The sequence below is a fragment of the Streptomyces olindensis genome, assembly GCF_040645895.1.
In the GTDB taxonomy this organism is placed as follows: domain Bacteria; phylum Actinomycetota; class Actinomycetes; order Streptomycetales; family Streptomycetaceae; genus Streptomyces; species Streptomyces olindensis.
The window spans coordinates 11899-29667 of the sequence record NZ_JBEYZD010000049.1 but is presented as its reverse complement, the minus strand read 5'-3'; the positions used below and the strand labels follow the sequence as shown (position 1 = coordinate 29667).

Genomic DNA, 17769 nt, shown 5'->3' with positions numbered 1-17769 from the left:
TGCCTCCTCCTTCACGCGGCTCCGCCGCCGGCCCGGCGGCGCTGGGTCTCGACATGGCGGACGACGTCGCGCACCCAGTCCCGGTCGGTGCGCAGCCGCAGGTGGGCCGCGCCCGCGCGGCGGATGGACTGCCGGATCAGTGCCCGCTGTTCCAGTGCGGCGCGCTGGTAGCGCTCCCTCAGGCCCCGGCTGTGCGTGGAGACCTCTCGCCGTCGTCCGGTCTCCGGGTCGACGACGGTGAGGAGCCCGACGTTCGGCAGGTCCAGCTCGCGCGGGTCGACGATCTCCACGGCGAGGACCTGGTGGCGGCGGGCCACGGTCTTCAGGGGCTGCTCCCAGCCCGTCTCCAGGAAGTCGGAGATCACGGCGACCAGACCGCGGGCGGGCAGCGCGCGCAGGGGGTGCAGGGCGTCGGCGAGGTGGTGCGCCGGAGGGCCGGGGGTGACGCGCGGGCGTTCCAGCGCGGTGCGCAGCAGGGCGAGCAGGTGGCGGCGGCCGCTGCGGGGCGGGATGTGCCGGCTGCCGCCCGGCCCGGCGATGTGGGCGCCGAGTCGGTTGCCGGCTCGTTCCGTGAGGAAGGCGACCGCGGCCGCCGCGCCCACCGCGAGGTCCCGCTTCTCCATCCGGGCGGTGCCGAAGTCCATGCTGGCGGAGGCGTCGAGGACGATCCAGGTGGTGAGTTCGCGGTCGGCGAGGGTGAGGCGGACGTGCGGGACGGTGGTGCGGGCGGTGGCGTTCCAGTCCATCCGGCGGACGTCGTCCCCGATGACGTACGGCCGGGTCTCCGCCATCTCCTCGCCGGGCCCGGGCACGAGGGAGGGGTGGTCGCCCTGGAGCAGGCCGTCGGGGTGGCGGGTGAAGAGCAGTTCCAGGTGGCGCAGCGCCTGCTCGGGCGTGAGTTCACCGAGGGTGGGGGTCATGCCACGGCCTCCTCGGCGGCCTGGCGGGGGCTGATCCGCGGCTGTTCCACGGAGGCGAGCACCTCGTCGACGATCACCGCTCCGGTCACTCCGTCGGCGAGCGCGTCGAAGGACAGGACCAGACGGTGCCCGATGACCTCGTGGGCCAGGTCGCCCACGTCGTCGGGCAGGACGTAGCCGCGGCCCCGCAGCAGGGCCAGGGCGCGGGCGGCGGCGACCAGGCCGAGGGTGGCGCGCGGACCGGCGCCGTGGGCCAGCCGCCGCTCCGGGCCGGCCAGGTCGCGGGTCGCGCAGACGAGCCGTACGGCGTACTCGGCGACGGCGTGGTGCACGAACACCTCGTCGGCGCCGCGCTGGAGCGCGACCAGCCGCTCGGGGGTGAGGACCCGGCGCGGGCGGGGCGGGTCGACGCTCATCCGGTACAGGATGGCGAGCTCCTCGGACTCGCTGGGCGCGGTGACCTCCACCTTGAGCAGGAAGCGGTCGCGCTGGGCCTCGGGGAGGTGGTAGACGCCCTCGGACTCGATCGGGTTCTGGGTGGCGAGCACGAGGAACGGCTCGGGCACGGGGAGCGTGGTGCCGCCGATGGAGACCTGGTGCTCGCCCATCACCTCCAGCAGGGCGGACTGCACCTTGGCGGGGGCGCGGTTGATCTCGTCGGCCAGGACGACGTTGGCGATGACCGGGCCGGGTTCGATGTCGAAGGTCTCCCGGGAGGGCCGGTAGACGCGGGTGCCGGTGATGTCGGAGGGGACCAGGTCGGGGGTGAACTGGAGCCGGGCGAACCGGCCGCCCACGACGTGCGCCAGCGTCTTCGCGGCGAGCGTCTTGGCGACGCCCGGCACGCCCTCCAGCAGGCAGTGGCCGCGGGCCAGGACCGCGGTGAACATCCGCTCCACCATGCGGTCCTGGCCGACGATCACCCGTTTGACCTCGAAGAGGGCCTCTTCCAGGAGCTTGCCGTCGGGGTTCACGCCGTCGGCCGGCACGGTCACAGCTCCGAGGCGGGGTCGCCGCCGCGCGGTGCGGTGCCGCCGTCCTTCCACGGGCAGTCCTCGCCGTTCGCCCCGCCGGACGGCGTGCCCTCCTCGACGACGAACCTGACCTGCTCGCGCGGCGGCTCGTCACCCTCCGCGGCGAGTGCGGCACCACCGCCGGCGAGGCCTGCGGCGGCCAGGACGGAGACGGTGACGATCGCCTTCTTGGTACGACGTGTCATGGTCGGTGGCTCCTTCGGCCGTGGGGAACGACGTCGGGTACGGAGCCAAGACCATCAGGCGAGGGCGAAAACGGGCTTAAAGCCGGTGCCGGGCCGGGCAGCGCCGTGGGGCTACGGGTGTTCCGTCCCGCCGCTCTCCAGCCGTTGCCCCCGCAGCAGGAACCACGCCGCCACCGCCGCGGCGAGCAGCACCGCCGCTCCGACGCCCGCGGCCAGGGCCAGGCCGTCGACGAAGGCCGTGCGGGCGGCGTCCAGCATGGTCGCGGCGGTGTGCGCGGGCATGCCCGCGGCGGCCTCGACGGCGCCGCCCAGCGACTCGTGGGCCGCGTCCGGGGTGCCCGCGGGGCCGGTGAAGTCGCGGTAGACGCCGGTCACGATCGAGCCGAGCACCGCGATGCCGAGGGCGGCGCCGAGTTCGTACGCCGTCTCGGACACGGCGGACGCGGAGCCCGCCTGCTCCTTGGGCACGCTGGAGAGGATCACGTCGGCGGTCACGGTGAACGAGAAACCGGCACCGACGCCGACCACGAGCAGCGCCGCCCCGAGCAGCGGATAGCCGGTGGACTGGCCGATCACCGTGAGCGCGGCCAGGGCGAGGCCGATCGCCGCGAGGCCGCCGGAGACGACGACCCGCACGGAGAAGCGCCGGGCTGCGCGCCCCGCGACCAGACCGGCCACCACCGCACCGATCGCGGCGGGCAGTTCGGCCAGCCCCGCCTCGAACGGGCGCCTGCCCTGGACGAGTTGCAGGTACTGCGAGAGGAAGAACACCAGCCCGGACAGACCGAGGATGGTGAGCAGGTCGGCGAGCACCGCCCCGCTGAAGCCGCGGTGGGCGAACAACCGCATGTCCAGCAGCGGGGCCGGCAGCCTGAGCTGACGGCGGACGAATCCCCAGAGGGCGGCCGCGCCCAGCAGACCGGCGGCCAGGGTGCTCCAGGCGAAGCCGTGTGCCGCCGCTTCCTTGACGGCGTACACGATGCCGATCATGCCGACCAGGGACAGCACCACACTGACCAGGTCCCAGGGGCCGGGGTTCGCCGTGCGCGACTCGGGCAGCAGCCTGATCCCGACGAGGACCAGGACGGCCATCACGGGCAGGTTGATCAGGAAGACCGAGCCCCACCAGAAGTGCTCCAGCAGGAACCCACCGACGATCGGCCCGACGGCCGTGCCGGCGGAGGCGGTGGCGCCCCAGATGCCGACGGCGAGACTGCGCTCGCGGGGGTCGTGGAAGAGGTTGCGGATCAGCGCGAGCGTGGCCGGCATCAGGGTCGCGCCGGCGACACCGAGCAGCGCCCGGGCGACGATCATCATCTCGGGCGTGGTGGCGTAGGCGTTGAGCACGGATATCGCGCCGAACGCCGTGGCACCGACGAGCAGGATCCGCTTGCGGCCGATCCGGTCGCCGAGACTGCCCATGGAGACGAGCAGACCGGCGATGACGAACGAGTAGACGTCGCCGATCCACAGGAGCTGCGTGCCGGTGGGCTTCAGGTCCTCGCTGATGTAGGGGGTGGCGAGACCGAGGACGGTGGCGTCGACGGCCACCAGCAGCACGGCGAGCACGAGGACGCCGAGCGCGAGCCAGCGGCCCGGGCGCTTCACCGCCTCGCTGGTCGACGCCGGCTGCAGGGTGCTGGTCATGATTCCTCTCTCCGTACGGCGCCGCCGAGCAGCAGCTCGACGATCATGTGCTGGAAGTCCTTGGGGGCGCCCTTGCCGCTGTGCACCAGCCAGGCGCCGGAGGCCATCAGGCCGTACAGCGCCTCGGTGAGCCAGGCGGGCGTGAGGTCGATGCGGAACTCGCCGTCGAGCTGGCCGCGCCGGAACAGGGCGGAGATCCGGTCGTCGATCCGGGCCCAGCCCGCGTTCTGCCCCTCGCCCTCGAACAGCTGGTTCTCGGTGTAGAGGAACGCGAGCAGTCCGGCGACGGGCTCGACGGCCCCGACGAGCCGGCGTACAGCCTCGCTCGCCGTGCCCTCGTCGAGCCGGGCCGCGTCCAGCGCGGCCTGGCACTCCTCGATGCCCAGCGACTCCAGGGCGCGGACGAGGGCGTCCCGTCCGGCGAAGTGCCGGTGCAGCGTGGCGCGGCTGATCCCGGCGGCCTTCGCGACCTCGTCCATGGTCGCGGTGGATTTGCGGGTCAGCAGGGCCGCGGCGGAGCGCAGCACGTGGTCGGGATCGACAGCCATGAGACAACCATAACCCATATGAGACATCAATGTCTCACACTGGGCATGCGTGACTCATGCGTGAGTCACGACTGTCGGGGCTCAGCGCATGACTAGTGCCAGGGCAGCCGGCCGCGCCGCTCCCAGTAGGCGTGCGGTTCCTCGGCCAGCGTGGCGAGGCGGGTCAGCTGGTCGTCGTCGAGGTCGACGACGGCGGCGTGCAGGTTCGAGGCGAGCTGGTTGGTGGTGGCGGCCCCGGAGAGCACGACACCCGCCCAGGGCTGCCGCAGGATGACAGCCAGGGCGACGGCGTCGCAGCCCAGTCCGGTCCGCTCGGCGATCTCCTTCAGGACGTCCGGGGCGTGCGGCCCCGCGAGGCGGCCGTTGGCCATGCCCTCCTTGACGATCACGGTGAGCCCGGCGTCGTGCGCCTCGGCGAGGGCCGGGGCGGCGGAGGTCTCCAGCGCGTTGTAGGTGGACTGCACGGTACGGAAGAGGGGTTCGCCGTCGACCGTCACGGCGAGGGCGGCGCGGATCGCGTCCGCCTGGGCGGGGCCGCTGGTGGAGAAGCCGACGGTGAGGCCCTGGGCGGCGGCCTCCGCGAGCTTGGCGTGCAGTTCCTTGTCGGTGAGGGCCGGGCTGTCCGGGGTCACCGAGTGGATCTGGTAGAGGTCCAGGCGGTCGCCGAGCAGGGCGTCGCTCTCGGCGCGCTGCCGTTCGTAGGTGGCGAGGGTGTGGTCCTTGACCTCGTGCGTCTCGGCGTCGGTGGACCAGTCGGCGGTGTAGGTGTAGCCCCACTTGCTGCCGATGACGATGTCGTCGAGGCCGGGCCTGTCCTTCAGCCAGTCGGCGAGGAACTCCTCGGAGCGGCCGTAGGAGCGGGCGGCGTCGAAGTAGCGGACACCCTGGGCGTAGGCGGCGTCGAGGAGTTCGTGGGTGCGGGTGCGCAGCGTCTCGACGCTGCGGTCGTCCCCCAGGTCTTCTTCCCGACCGAGGTTGATGTAGCCGGGGCGTCCGACGGCGGCGAGGCCGAGGCCGATGTGGCAGGTGGGGGTTGTCGCTGTGGCCAGGCGGGCGAAGGGCATCGTCGGCTCCGTTCGGTCGGCTCACGGTGGCTTCCGAACAACGTAACCTGCGATGACCTTCGCCTCGGAGCTCGGCTCTCGCTGTGTTTCGGCGGGTGCGGGTCGTCGTCGCTTGCTCGCGCAGTTCCCCGCGCCCCGGACGGGGCGTTCCCTCTCAGCCCTTCTTCTTGGCCAGGGCCCACTCGTGCTGGGCCGCCACGTCCTGCTTCACCTCGGCGAGCTGGACCGCGACCGCGCTCGGGGCCGTGCCGCCGCGACCGTTGCGGGAGGCCAGGGCGCCGGGGACGTTGAGGACCGAGCGCACCTCCGGCGTGAGGTGGGAGGAGATCTTCGCGAACTGCTCGTCCGTCAGCTCGTCCAGTTCCTTGCCCTCGGCCTCGGCGGCCTTCACGCACTCGCCGGCCACCTCGTGGGCCACGCGGAACGGGACGCCCTGCTTGACCAGCCACTCGGCGATGTCCGTGGCGAGGGAGAAGCCGGCGGGGGCCAGTTCCTCCATGCGCTCGCGGTGGACGGTGAGCGTGGCCATCATGCCGGTGAAGGCGGGGAGCAGGACCTCCAGCTGGTCGATGGAGTCGAAGACCGGCTCCTTGTCCTCCTGGAGGTCGCGGTTGTAGGCGAGCGGCAGGGCCTTCAGGGTCGCCATCAGACCCGTCAGGTTGCCGATCAGGCGGCCGGACTTGCCGCGGGCCAGCTCCGCGATGTCCGGGTTCTTCTTCTGCGGCATGATCGACGAGCCGGTGGAGAACGCGTCGTGCAGGGTCACGAAGGAGAACTCCTTCGTGTTCCAGATGATGACCTCCTCGGCGATCCGGGAGAGGTTGACCCCGATCATCGCGGTGATGAAGGCGAACTCGGCGACGAAGTCGCGGGAGGCCGTGCCGTCGATCGAGTTGCCAGCGGAGCCGTGCTCGAAGCCGAGGTCCTTCGCCACCGCCTCGGGGTCCAGGCCCAGGGAGGAGCCCGCCAGGGCGCCCGAGCCGTACGGCGACACCGCCGTGCGCGCGTCCCACTGGCGCAGGCGCTCCGCGTCCCGGGAGAGGGACTGGACGTGGGCCAGGACATGGTGGGCGAAGAGGACCGGCTGGGCGTGCTGGAGGTGCGTGCGGCCGGGCATCGCCACGTCCGGGTGGGCCTCGGCGAGGCCGATCAGCGCGTCCTGGAGCTCGGCGATGAGACCGCCGATGACGCGGGCGTGGTCGCGCAGGTACATCCGGAAGAGGGTGGCGACCTGGTCGTTGCGGGAGCGGCCCGCGCGGAGCTTGCCGCCGAGGTCGGGACCGAGGCGCTCCAGCAGGCCGCGCTCCAGGGCCGTGTGCACGTCCTCGTCGGCGATCGTGCCCGTGAAGGAGCCGTCGGCGACGTCCGCCTCGAGCTGGTCCAGCCCGGCGATCATGCGGGTCAGCTCGTCCTCCGTGAGGAGGCCCGCCTTGTGCAGCACGCGCGCGTGCGCACGCGAACCGGCGATGTCGTACGGCGCGAGCCGCCAGTCGAAGTGGACGGACGCGGACAGCTTCGCCAGGGCCTCGGCGGGACCGTCGGCGAATCGGCCGCCCCAGAGCCGGACGTCACCGCTGTTGCTGCTCACCTGCTGCGCTCCTCGATGGGTAGGGATGCGACCTGCATGATTATGCAGACCTCTGCATGATTCGTCAATCTGCCTCGCGGTGAGGGCGGTTTCCGGTCAGGCACGGGGAATTTGAAGATCCGTTGAACGCGCGAAACCGCTTACCCGTACCTCTCGCCGAACGCAGGCGCCGCGTTTGTACACCGACGACCCACCGACCCCTAGTGAGGCACCCCCATGTCCAGGGCTCTTCCGAAGTACAACAAGCGTCGCGTCGCGTTCATCGGCGGCGCGGCCGCGGTGGCGCTGTCCGGCACGGCGATCGCCGGCTTCGCCCTCGCCGGGGAGACGTCCAAGAGCGGCGGCACGAACGCCCGGACGCTGGCGGGCCCCGGCACCATCACGTGCCCGGACGTCACCGGCCAGCTGCCGGCGATCCCCGCCTCGGCGCAGGCGGAGGTGGACCGCAACCTCGCCCAGCTGCAGACCCAGATCCAGGAGGCCAACAAGCGCCTCGTCGACACCGTCGGCCAGGGCGGACCCAACTTCGTCCAGAACGCCATCCTCGGCCCGCTGGAGGACAAGCGCGTCGCCGCCCTGAACCGCATCGAGACGGCCATCGGCCGCGCCGCGGAGAAGCCCGAGGGGCTCGAGGCCTTCGCCGCCTGCCAGCTCAACGCCGACGGCGGCGCCGGAGCGGGCGAGGCGGCGGGCGGCGAGGCGGGCGCCGGTGCGGAGGCGGGCGCGGGAGCCGGCGAGGGCGCGGGCGCCGAGGCCGGTGCGGGTGCCGAAGCCGGTGCGGGCGCGGAGGCGGGCGCGGGCGCGGGCGCCGAAGAGGGTGCGGGCGAGGGCGCGGGTGCGGGCGAGGCGGGCAACGCCGGTGCCGGCACGATCAGCTGCCCGGACGTGGCCTCCCAGCTGCCGGCGATCCCCGCCTCGGCCCAGGCCGAGGTCGACCGCAACCTGGGCCAGCTGGACACCCAGATCCAAGAGGCCAACAAGCGCCTCGTCGACACCGTCGGCCAGGGCGGACCCAACTTCGTCCAGAACGCCATCCTCGGCCCGCTGGAGGACAAGCGCGTCGCCGCGATCAACCGCATCGCCACCGCCATCGGCCGCACGGCCGAGCGTCCGGCCGGCCTGGACTCCCTGGCCGCCTGCACGCTCACCAAGTGAGGTGACAGGCGCTGTGGCCGCCCCGTGTGAGCGCCGGCCGGGGCGGCCACGGGCAGGCGCCCGCGGAATCCGGCAGAGGTGACCGGATCCCGCGATTCCTTAGACAGGCGAAGGATATGCACCCATAATCGTTAGACATGGGAAAGACTTATGAGCGCATAGAAGGCCGGCTCCGCTCGTTCATCGAGGCGCAGCCGGTCTTCTTCACCGCCACCGCCCCCCTGTCCGCCGACGGCACGATCAACCTCTCCCCCAAGGGCCTCAGGGGCTCCTTCACGGTGCTCGACGAGCAGCGCGTGGCCTACCTCGACTTCGCCGGCTCCAACGCCGAGACCATCGCCCACCTGCGGGAGAACGAGCGGATCACCCTGATGTGGTGCGCCTTCCAGGGCCCGCCGAACATCGTCCGCGTGCACGGCAAGGGCGAACCGGTCTTCCGCGACGACCCCCGTTTCGGCGAACTGCTCGCGCGCTTCCCGGACATCGACCCGACGCAGCACGGCCTGCGCGCGATCATCGTCGTCACGGCCGAACTGGTCCGTGACACCTGTGGTTACGCGGTGCCCTTCATGGCGTACGAGCAGGACCGTGATCTGCACGGCAAGCGGTTCGCGCGGGAGGACGACGCCTCCCTCGACGCCTACTTCACCAAGAAGGAGCACATCGCCACCAGCCTGGACGGACTGCCCGGGCTGCCGTTGCCGCTGCCCCCCTCTACCGTCTGAGGCATGCGCCCCGGTGCCGTCGCCCTCGCCGTCTGCTCCCTCGTCGTGCTCGGCGCGGGGCCGCCCGCCCCCGCACCGCCGCCGCTGCCGGCCCGGATGGCGGACACCGGCGGCGGCACCCAGCTGATCACCGCGGTGGCCCCGAAGAGGACCTCGACGACGGGCACCGTCACCTGGTGGGACCGCACCGGCGGGCGTTGGGTGAGGACCGGTTCCGCACCGGCCCGCTTCGGAGCGAACGGACTCGTCGCGGGCGCCTCCCGCGAGCAGGGCACGAACACCACGCCCACGGGCGTGTACGGCCTGCCGTACGCCTTCGGCATCGAGGCGGCGCCGCGCGGGACGGCGTACCCGTACCGCCGGGTGCACCGGGACTCCTGGTGGTGCCAGGACAACGACTCGCGCTCCTACAACCGCTGGAGCGAACCTCGCGCGGCCGACTGCCGGGCCGCCGAGTCGGAGCACCTGATCACCTACGGCGAGCGGTACGCGCACGCGCTCGTCATCGGCTTCAACTACGAGCGTCCGGTGCGCGGGCGCGGCGCGGGCATCTTCCTCCACGTCAACGGGCGCGGGGCGACGGCCGGTTGCGTCTCCGTGCCGAAGGACGCGATGCGGCGGATCCTCACGTGGGCCGACCCGGCGCGGCGGCCGCACATCGCCATCGGGACGGCGGGCGGGCCGACGGCGCTGGTCCGCTACTGAAGTCCGCTCGGGGAACGTTCCGGCCCCCGCTGTCGGACCGCGATGCCATCATGTTCCCCTGCTCGTAGGAGGGGAACGGGGACATGAACGAAGCGCGCAGGGCCCTGCTCATCGGCGTCGGGCAGGCGCCCGCGACCGCCGACGAGCTGGAACCTCTCAGCGAGGCGGCCGAAGCCGACCTGCGGCTGATGAGCACGGCACTGCACGCCTCCGGTTACGAAGTGGAGTCGCTCCACAACGCGGGCCTCAGCCTGATCAGGTCGAGCATCTACGAGATGGCTCGCGACACGCCGGCAGGCGGCACCCTCCTGCTCTACTTCACCGGCCACGGCCTACGCGTCAACCGCACGGACTACCTGGTCCCCGCCGACGCCGTCCCGCCATCCGACGGAAACTGGCGGGAGCCCTACCTGAGCTCCCTCCTTCCGGCCAACATCGGTCCTCTGCTCAAGGACTGTCCTGCGGCCACGGTCGTCTGGCTCATCGACGCCTGCAGGACGGACACCGCCAGTGACGGGGCGATCTTCGGCGCCAGCGTCGACTATGGCCCCCCGAAAGGCGGCTTCGCCGTACTGACCGGGTGCTCCGCCGGCGAACGCTGTGGCTACACGGCCGACGGAAGCTTCTTCACCCGCGGGCTGGCGGACGCGCTCGGCCCGCTGACGCCATCCCGAACGGTCCAGGCCGTCTTCGACACCGCACTCGCCCGCACGAGAGAAGCGGCCCTGCGCCACGGTCTGATCCAACGCCCACGGATCCGTTACGGCACCGACTACTCCGAGGCAGGGACCAAGGAGAGCGAGATCTGTAGCGGCCGTCCCCTCCTCGAATCCTGGCTGGAGGCGGCTCGGTCCACGTCGTTGTGGGACCGCGTACCCGCATCGGACCAGGCGCATGTACCCGGCTTTCAGGACGCGCTGGCGGTGTTCGTCGAACAGTGCGCCCGTACCGTCCATCTCGCGCAGCAGCGTCTGCCGCATCCCGACCCGTGGGTGGACGACGCGTTCCTGGTCAGGCTGCTTTCCGACAGGCTGCCCCTGCTGTTATCGGAGGACACGTCACTCTCCGCGATCGAGGTGGTCGCGCTCGTCGCGGCTCCCTTCCTGCATGAAGTGGCCTGGGCCGAGCGGCTCAGCCAGGCGGCGGAGACCGATCCCTACACGCTGGAGCGGCGCGCGCAGGCGCGGGCCCACCGTCGGCACTACGAGCAGATCGTCGAGCAACACGGGCGTATCGCGCGGAAGCTGACCGATTGCCAGGCTCGTGACCGCGTCGAGGACGCGGCGTCGGTCGCCATGTGGCTCGTGCACCGCTGGATCGCGGACCGCTTCCAGACGGACGACGAAGTCGTTCCGGACGAGCCGGCTGAGGCACTGGCGAAACGGCTGGGCGTGACCGACGACCGGGTGCACGAACTGTCGGAGCTGCTCCGGGTGGCGGCCTCAGGACTGAGTAGGGAAGAACCTTACGACGAGCCGAACGGCTGGGCGTCCCGCAAGGTGCTCCTGTCCGGTGGCCACCAGCGGCTGCGGATCCGTCCACTGGCCGCTCTGCTCCGTCTCGCCGCGACCCTCGCCGTGGACGTCCGCACCCTACCGGACGTCGTGGCTGAGCACTTGGCCGTCAGTGACCCGGTTCTTCCGCAGCAGATCGTGGCCATGGCCCGCGGGCTGAGCTGGCATCGCGAAGGAAACGCCCTGCACCTGGACGCGCCCTGCCCGCACCAGGCGGTACACGCCGCTCTCACGGAACTCGCGCACGAGGCGGACCAGCTGACGGCCCGGACCTGGGAACTGGCCGGCCGTCTGCGAGAGCCGGAGGTCGAGATGTTGGCGGCCGTGCCCAGCCGCATCACCGACCGGGACCTGCGGCCCCTGCGCGTAGGTTCTCACGCCGCGTACGAAGTTCCCCTTCTGCGCTTCCACCTCGCCCAGACCGAGGTGCGCGATCTGCTGATGGGCGAGCAACTGTACGGCGGCGAGCCGCAGCTGGCGTTGCGAGAGCTCTATCAGAACGCCATGGACGCCTGCCGCTACCGTGCCATGCGGTGGGAGTTCCTCCGGCGCACCGGGACCAGGCCCGCCGGCTGGACCGGGCGGATCGTGTTCGCCCAGGGCGAGGACGAGCGCGGGCGGTACGTCGAGTGCCGGGACAACGGTGTGGGCATGAGTGCGGAGCAGCTCAAGCAGACGTTCACACGGGCCGGCAGCCGGTTCGAGAGGTCCACGGCCTTTCGCAAGGAGCAGTCCCGCTGGCTGCGCCACGATCCTGCCCTGCGCCTGTACCCCAACAGCCGTTTCGGCATCGGTGTCTTCAGCTACTTCATGCTCGCCGACGAAATGACCATCGTGACCCGCCAGGTCAGCGCGGAGGGCATTCCCGCGGAACAGGCGCTCCGGGTCGACATCCCGAGCAGTGGGAGCCTCTTCCGCATCCAGCGCCATGACGGCTCGGACGACGGCCTCGCGGAGGGCGGTACGCGGGTGCGGCTGTACCTGCGGGAGGGCGCGACGAGTCGGCCCCTGTCATGCGTCTCGGTACTGCGGCAACTGGTACGGATGAGCGAGTTCGCTCTCGAGGCGCGGGAGGCCACGGGGCACGGGCACGTATGGGAGCCCGGTGCGCTCCAGCCGCTACCGGGCGTCGATCCCGTCGATTGCCTGGAGGCGGTTCCGGGAGCGCTCTGGTGGGTGGTCGGAGACGGAGCGCTGCTGTGCGACGGCATCGTTACGGACAAGAAGCCGTTCGGCTATGTGGTGAACCTGACGGGGCCGCACGCCGGAAAGCTCAGCGTCAGCCGCAAGGAACTGCAGGAGTTCGACGCGGAGTGGATCGAGAGGCTGTGGCGGCGGGGAGCGAAGGAGCTCGCGGCTTGGCCCGGTCTGTCGTTGCACTGGCTGGGGCAACTGGACGAGAAGAGCAACGGCGCAGCTCGCGTGCTCGATCGTGAGTGGCGAGGCAAGGGCGTTCTCGCAGCGGGGTGGGAGGAAGAGGACGTGGACCTCGACCAGGTGGGCTGGTTCCACCTGGACCGCGGTGTCACCCACCAGCGGCTGGGCACCGTGCAACGTGCGTGGGACCCCTGGCGGGCCCGCGTCCTCCGGGTCGCCCACCGGAATGACAGCATGGCGATGCCGTCGAGCCTGGTCGGGCATCCGGTGGCCGCGGCCGGGGACGCCGCCGTCGTCACCTCGGCGCTGTCCTCCTGGTGCCAGGTGGTGGACTTCGCGGCACGCCACGGCATGACCGTCGAGGAGTTGTTGCGGCGGTGCAGGGCCCTGCGCATCGTGCACCCCACTTACGCGCCGCTGCGCGACAGCGGCGGCCCACTGGACCTGGTGCCCGACGCCGTGGACGGTGCTGTGGCCAACCTGTTGCACGGGGAACTCGAGGAAGTGCCCGCGGGCGACGGCTCCGACCACTGGGGGGCGCTGATCCTGGCATCGGACCGTCTCTCCATGCCCTTGGGGGACCTGGTGCGACAGCTGCGCAAGTTCGCTCCACTCCTCCCGTCCCCTCTGCCCAATGTCCCCCCGGAGTACGAACATCACGTTTGCACCCAGGACGACTTGGAGGGCATGTTCATCCGGTCGTCCGACAACCGGTCCACCGTGTGGAAACTGGCGAACGACCCCTTGGACATCCGCAGGTTGTCCGGACGCACCCACCTGCCGCAATCCGAGGTCCTGCGCAAGCTCACCGCCTTTTCGTGGCTGGGCTGGACGGTCCCCTCGCCGCACGAGGTCTCCGCCTGGGCGACCCTCCCGGATCAGACGTACGAGGTGGTGCGCCTGTTCACCACCCGGCTCCCGGATGGCGTTCGGATGCTCCACTGGGCTGCAACCGTGGACTTCGCGGACACGCTGGACACCAATCTGAGGGACGCCGAGGAGCGACTCGCCCGTGATGCCGAAAGACTCGGTCTCCGATACGAACGCCGGTACGCCCACGATCCGACGGCGGGCGCCCTCATGCCGTCGATCGACGCGGCCATCCTCTCAAGACGCCTGATGGAGCTCGAGCGGACCCTTGAGCAGGGAGTCGACACCGAATCTTTGGCCGTCAGCTGCCTGGGTTACTCGTCCGAGATCGACATGCTCCTCGCGGCCGACGACCTGGCCCAGGCAGGAGTCTCGATACCGGAGAACCTCAGTGTCGTGAGTGAATGGGCGAAGCTGCCGTTGCGGGCCCGCTACGTCCTCTCGGGCAAGGAAGCGACCCTCGACGAGGAGGACTTCCCCACCGGGAGCATTACAGCCGCCATGTTGTTGAGCTCGGCGGCACTCCTCAACGAGACGCTGGGGGAGGTGTGGGCGCTGGCGGCGCAGTACGCCGAGCGCTACGGCCTCGCGATGCCGGCACTCCCCGAGTCCCTCGCCGACTTCCGCCCCACAGATCCGGTATGCGCCGCTGTCATCGGTCGCCCCAGCCTCAACGGCGGCTATTACGGCCCTGCGACGTGGCATCGGCTGACACCTCTGCGGCTGGCCACCCATGCCCGTCAGCTGGCCGTAGAACCGGCCACAGCCTACGAGCGCCTGCTGCCCCTGCGTTCCCTCGACGCCCTGATCCCCGAACTCCCCGGACGGTCGCTGACCGCGCTGCGCAGCCGCATACCGGACGCCTACGACCTCCTGGCGCTGCACTCCTCTCATCGAGTGACAGAGGAAAACGCCCCCTACGTCCCTCTCGACCTCGTCAGCATCGCCGGGCGTCTGGGCGAGCCGATCCCGCGCACCGTCGACCGCATCGCCCCGTACCTCCCCCTCTGCCCGGTCGCCACCGTCCTTCCCGACGTCGTTCCGGACGTCGTCCCTCTCTGGCAGGACCTGACCCTGCTCACACAGTTCTTCGACGGCCTGCTGCCCGCTGTCCAAGGACGGGTGACGTCGCGACACATCCGGCGTGCCGCCGAGGCCACCGGTGAGAGCGAGGCGTGGATCACCCAGCGCCTCCGGCTCTACGCGGAGATGTTCGAGCTGGCGGTCGACGAAGGGGAGTGCGACGCGGATGAGTGAGTCACGGAACCCGGACCACGATTTCGGCGCGGTGTACGTGGAGGCGTACGTCGGTGTGGGCACCGGACACTTCGTCCGGCGTGCCACAGCCGACCGGCAGGGCGTTCTGGTGAAGGGCGCCTGTCCGCGCTGCCTCGGCGACACCGCTTCGGAGTACCGGTACGGCCTGCCCGGCACCGGCACGAAAGGACTCCTCGACCGGCTCCGCGGAGCGCACCCTGCCCCGACGGGGACCGAGGCGATACCGGACGGCGCGGAAGTCCTCCTGCGCGAGGTGCACTTCTGTGAGTGCGGGCACCCGCACCCCGGCCTGCCCGCCGACGCCCCGTTCGTGGGATGTGGGGCGAGCTGGCGCGTTGCCGCGCTGCACGCGGAAGACACGGTATGAGCAGGCAGTCGGACCGACGCTGGGCACAGCTCGCCCGCGAGCTGGAGTTCACCCAGCTCCCCGAGCTGCGGCGCCAGGCGGAGGGATGGCGCACGGGCCTCACCGGCCTCACGGCACTCCTTGCCATCCTGGTCATGCTCAAGGGACGGGACGACCTCGCTCAGCTCCCGGCCGCCGCGCGGCAGGCGGCCGGAACGCTGATCGGCTTCGCGTTCCTGCTCCTGCTGCTGGGATCGATCCTGGCGGTGCGTGCCGCGCACGGAAGTCCGGGCGAGCGGGTACTGCTAGCGGGGCAGGCACTGCGGGAGTGGACGCGACAGGAAATCGTCCGAGTCACCAGATCTCTGCGCTACGCCGCCGTGTGTTGCATCACCGGGGTTGCTCTGGTCGCCGTCGGCGTGGTGGTCGCGTGGACGACGACCGGTGCGCCGCCGGACCATATGGTGCGGGTCGTGACGACGAGCGGGGAACGCTGCGGGAAGTTCCTCGGCTCCGGACCGGCCGGTGTGGTGCTGGGGCTGGAGAACGACAAACCGACCGTTGTGCCCGCCCGCACGGTGACCTCGATCATTCCGGTCACCGTATGCGGTTCTTCCGGGTGATCACGAATTCTGTACCGGGACATGTCCTGCGGGGATGAGTGTTACCGCCGGTCACTCCGGTGCGCACATGACTCGGCACGCGACTGAACACTCCCGTGTCCCGGCACGTATCTGTGGGCCAAGGGTCAAGTCCCCACGGAGGAACCGTGACCACCACGCTCGCAGGCGGCCGTGCCGCCCGCCGCCAGACGATGCGCCGCATCCGCCCGCGCCGCTCCCCGGCCGTACCGCTGCTGATCGCCCTGTGGGCGGGTGCGGCGGCCGTGCTGTGGCTGTGGTGGGACAACACGCCGTCCCTCGCGGACACCACGAGCAAGATCCTGGCCGCGGGCCGGATCACCGGTCTGCTCGCCGGCTACCTGATGGCGCTGGTGGTGCTCCAGATGGCGCGCGTCCCGGCGCTGGAGCGCCGGGTGGGCACCGACCGGGTCGCGCGCTGGCACGCCATGACCGGCCGCTACACGCTCTGTCTGGTCCTCGCCCACGTCTTCCTCACCATGTGGGGCTACGCCCTGCAGGCGGGCAAGGGGCTCGGCGACATCGTCCAGCAGACCGTCGACTCCATCAACCAGCTGCCCGACATGGGCAAGGCGGCGATCGGCACCGGCCTGCTGTTCCTCATCGGGATCCTGTCGATCGGCGGCGTCCGGCGCCTGATCGGGTACGACACCTGGTACCACGTGCACCTGCTCACGTACGCCTCGGTGTACATGACGTTCTGGCACCAGATCACGACCGGCAACGAGTTCGCCGTCGAGCCCACCGCCAAGACCTTCTGGTACGGGCTGTACGGCGTGGTGACCGCGCTGGTGGTCTGGTACCGGATCCTCACCCCGATCCGCCTGAACATGCGGCACCGCATGCGCGTCGAGGCGGTCATCGAGGAGACCCCGGGCATCGTGTCCGTGCTGATCGGCGGACGCAAGCTGCACCGGATGGGCGCCGAGGCCGGGCACTTCTTCCGCTGGCGGTTCATGGCGCCGGGCATGCGGTTCAGTTCGCACCCGTACTCCCTGTCGGCGGCGCCCCGCCCGGACATGCTGCGGATCACAGTCAAGGCGATCGGCGACCACACCGAGCGGCTGCGCGAACTGACACCCGGCACCCGGGTGTGGGCGGAGGGCCCCTACGGCGCGATGACCGCGCAGCGCCGCAGCCGCGGCAAGGTGCTGCTGGTCGCGGGCGGGGTCGGCATCACGCCGATGCGGGCGCTGTTCGAGACGCTGCCGGGCGCGTCGGGTGACATCACGCTCCTCTACCGGGCCAACAGCACCCAGGACCTGGCCCTGTGGGGCGAACTCGCCAAGATCGCCGACGAGCGTGGCGCGCGGCTGATGTACGCGGTCAACAGCCCGGACGGCGCCCGCCCGGACATCTCCGCCGAGTCCCTGCAGCGGAAGATCCCGGACATCGGCGACCACGACGTCTTCATGTGCGGGCCGCCCGGCTTCGCGCAGTCGGTCTACGAGGCACTGCGCGGTGCGGGAGTCCCCGCCCGCCGTATCCATCACGAGTCGTTCGAGATGTGAGCGACGGGACACCAACGGCCCTTCAGGAGCTTGAGAAACGATGAGGAAGTCTCACCCCGTCCGGCGTGCCGTGCTCGCCGGCGCAGCCACCGTCTCCGGGATCGTGCTGCTGCTGTCCCTGAAGCCGGCCTCCGACCCGGGCGCCGCCCAGGCCGCGGGCGGCCAGGTCCCGCCGGCGGCCGCCGGGCAGGCCCCGCAGGGCGGCGTGAACGGCGCGGTCACCGGTGACGCGGCGCAGACGCAGTACGGCGCGGTGCAGGTCCGCCTGACCATGGCCAACGGGAAGATCACGCAGGCCGAGGCGGTCCAGGCGCCCAAGGGCGGCCGCAGCGACCAGATCACGGCCAGCTCGGTCCCCCGCCTCAACCAGGCGGCGGTCGCAGCGCAGAGCGCGGACATCGACGCGGTGTCGGGGGCGACGTACACCAGCGCCGGATACAAGAAGTCCCTCCAGTCCGCCCTGGACAAGGCCAAGGCCGCGGGCGGCGCCTCGCAGGGTTCGGGCGGCTCCGGGACGGTGACCGGCGATGTCGCGCAGACGCAGTACGGCCCGGTCCAGGTCCGGATCACCGTCGCCGGCGGGAAGATCACCCAGGCCGAGGCGGTCCAGGCCCCCAAGGGCGGGCGCAGCGACCAGATCACCTCCAGCTCCGTGCCCCGC

Annotated in this window: 15 protein-coding genes; 8 read left to right on the top strand and 7 right to left on the bottom strand. The window is 71.3% G+C overall.

Annotated features, from left to right (window positions below):
• Nucleotides 1-11 precede the first annotated feature (11 nt).
• The 7 genes from ABZ948_RS27820 to argH form a co-directional block, all read right to left on the bottom strand.
• Nucleotides 12-920, bottom strand: coding sequence for a DUF58 domain-containing protein (locus ABZ948_RS27820; RefSeq protein ID WP_359763942.1), 909 nt, complete (start codon nucleotides 918-920; stop codon nucleotides 12-14).
• A complete protein-coding gene (locus tag ABZ948_RS27815) occupies nucleotides 917-1915 on the bottom strand; it encodes an AAA family ATPase (RefSeq protein ID WP_359763940.1) in 999 nt (332 codons plus the stop codon). The genes ABZ948_RS27820 and ABZ948_RS27815 overlap by 4 nt, the downstream gene beginning before the upstream one ends.
• A complete protein-coding gene (locus ABZ948_RS27810) occupies nucleotides 1912-2139 on the bottom strand; it encodes a hypothetical protein (RefSeq protein ID WP_359763938.1) in 228 nt (75 codons plus the stop codon). The genes ABZ948_RS27815 and ABZ948_RS27810 overlap by 4 nt, the downstream gene beginning before the upstream one ends.
• Nucleotides 2140-2250: 111 nt before the next feature.
• Nucleotides 2251-3786, bottom strand: coding sequence for an MFS transporter (locus tag ABZ948_RS27805; RefSeq protein ID WP_359763936.1), 1536 nt, complete (start codon nucleotides 3784-3786; stop codon nucleotides 2251-2253).
• Nucleotides 3783-4334 carry a TetR/AcrR family transcriptional regulator gene (locus ABZ948_RS27800; protein WP_359763934.1) on the bottom strand — a complete coding sequence of 184 codons (552 nt, stop codon included), beginning with the start codon at nucleotides 4332-4334 and terminating at the stop codon, nucleotides 3783-3785. Before ABZ948_RS27800 ends, ABZ948_RS27805 begins: the two co-directional genes overlap by 4 nt.
• 92 nt (nucleotides 4335-4426) lie before the next feature.
• Nucleotides 4427-5398 carry an aldo/keto reductase gene (locus ABZ948_RS27795; RefSeq protein WP_359763932.1) on the bottom strand — a complete coding sequence of 324 codons (972 nt, stop codon included), beginning with the start codon at nucleotides 5396-5398 and terminating at the stop codon, nucleotides 4427-4429.
• Between the two features lie 154 nt (nucleotides 5399-5552).
• Complete coding sequence (gene argH / locus ABZ948_RS27790; RefSeq protein WP_359763930.1) at nucleotides 5553-6986, bottom strand: argininosuccinate lyase; 1434 nt, start codon at nucleotides 6984-6986, stop codon at nucleotides 5553-5555.
• Nucleotides 6987-7202: 216 nt separating this feature from the next.
• On the opposite strand from argH, the gene ABZ948_RS27785 reads away from it, so the two are divergent.
• The 8 genes from ABZ948_RS27785 to ABZ948_RS27750 all read left to right on the top strand — a co-directional run.
• Entirely contained in the window at nucleotides 7203-8141 is a 939-nt protein-coding gene (locus tag ABZ948_RS27785) for a hypothetical protein (protein WP_359763928.1), read from the top strand.
• A gap of 137 nt (nucleotides 8142-8278) precedes the next feature.
• Nucleotides 8279-8866 carry a pyridoxamine 5'-phosphate oxidase family protein gene (locus tag ABZ948_RS27780; RefSeq protein ID WP_359763926.1) on the top strand — a complete coding sequence of 196 codons (588 nt, stop codon included), beginning with the start codon at nucleotides 8279-8281 and terminating at the stop codon, nucleotides 8864-8866.
• Nucleotides 8867-8869: 3 nt separating this feature from the next.
• Nucleotides 8870-9571 (top strand): L,D-transpeptidase family protein, encoded by a 702-nt coding sequence (locus ABZ948_RS27775; RefSeq protein WP_359763924.1) that lies wholly within the window; start codon nucleotides 8870-8872, stop codon nucleotides 9569-9571.
• 83 nt (nucleotides 9572-9654) lie between these two features.
• The gene (locus ABZ948_RS27770) at nucleotides 9655-14589 is read left to right on the top strand and encodes an HD domain-containing protein (RefSeq protein ID WP_359763922.1); all 4935 of its coding nucleotides are present in this window, start codon (nucleotides 9655-9657) and stop codon (nucleotides 14587-14589) included.
• Nucleotides 14582-14977: a hypothetical protein gene (locus ABZ948_RS27765; protein WP_359763920.1), complete on the top strand. Its 396-nt coding sequence runs from the start codon at nucleotides 14582-14584 to the stop codon at nucleotides 14975-14977. The genes ABZ948_RS27770 and ABZ948_RS27765 overlap by 8 nt, the downstream gene beginning before the upstream one ends.
• Nucleotides 14974-15579 carry a hypothetical protein gene (locus ABZ948_RS27760; protein ID WP_359763918.1) on the top strand — a complete coding sequence of 202 codons (606 nt, stop codon included), beginning with the start codon at nucleotides 14974-14976 and terminating at the stop codon, nucleotides 15577-15579. Before ABZ948_RS27765 ends, ABZ948_RS27760 begins: the two co-directional genes overlap by 4 nt.
• 146 nt (nucleotides 15580-15725) lie before the next feature.
• A complete protein-coding gene (locus tag ABZ948_RS27755; protein WP_359763916.1) occupies nucleotides 15726-17108 on the top strand; it encodes a ferredoxin reductase family protein in 1383 nt (460 codons plus the stop codon).
• Between the two features lie 40 nt (nucleotides 17109-17148).
• A partial coding sequence (locus ABZ948_RS27750; RefSeq protein ID WP_359763914.1) for an FMN-binding protein occupies nucleotides 17149-17769 on the top strand: 621 nt, incomplete at its 3' end.

Coding starts and splice junctions, on each gene's coding strand:
- ABZ948_RS27820 (WP_359763942.1), bottom strand. CDS start 920: ATGACCCCCACCCTCGGTGAACTCACGCCCGAGCAGGCGCTGCGCCAC.
- ABZ948_RS27810 (WP_359763938.1), bottom strand. CDS start 2,139: ATGACACGTCGTACCAAGAAGGCGATCGTCACCGTCTCCGTCCTGGCC.
- ABZ948_RS27805 (WP_359763936.1), bottom strand. CDS start 3,786: ATGACCAGCACCCTGCAGCCGGCGTCGACCAGCGAGGCGGTGAAGCGC.
- ABZ948_RS27800 (WP_359763934.1), bottom strand. CDS start 4,334: ATGGCTGTCGATCCCGACCACGTGCTGCGCTCCGCCGCGGCCCTGCTG.
- ABZ948_RS27795 (WP_359763932.1), bottom strand. CDS start 5,398: ATGCCCTTCGCCCGCCTGGCCACAGCGACAACCCCCACCTGCCACATC.
- ABZ948_RS27785 (WP_359763928.1), top strand. CDS start 7,203: ATGTCCAGGGCTCTTCCGAAGTACAACAAGCGTCGCGTCGCGTTCATC.
- ABZ948_RS27780 (WP_359763926.1), top strand. CDS start 8,279: ATGGGAAAGACTTATGAGCGCATAGAAGGCCGGCTCCGCTCGTTCATC.
- ABZ948_RS27775 (WP_359763924.1), top strand. CDS start 8,870: ATGCGCCCCGGTGCCGTCGCCCTCGCCGTCTGCTCCCTCGTCGTGCTC.
- ABZ948_RS27770 (WP_359763922.1), top strand. CDS start 9,655: ATGAACGAAGCGCGCAGGGCCCTGCTCATCGGCGTCGGGCAGGCGCCC.
- ABZ948_RS27765 (WP_359763920.1), top strand. CDS start 14,582: ATGAGTGAGTCACGGAACCCGGACCACGATTTCGGCGCGGTGTACGTG.
- ABZ948_RS27760 (WP_359763918.1), top strand. CDS start 14,974: ATGAGCAGGCAGTCGGACCGACGCTGGGCACAGCTCGCCCGCGAGCTG.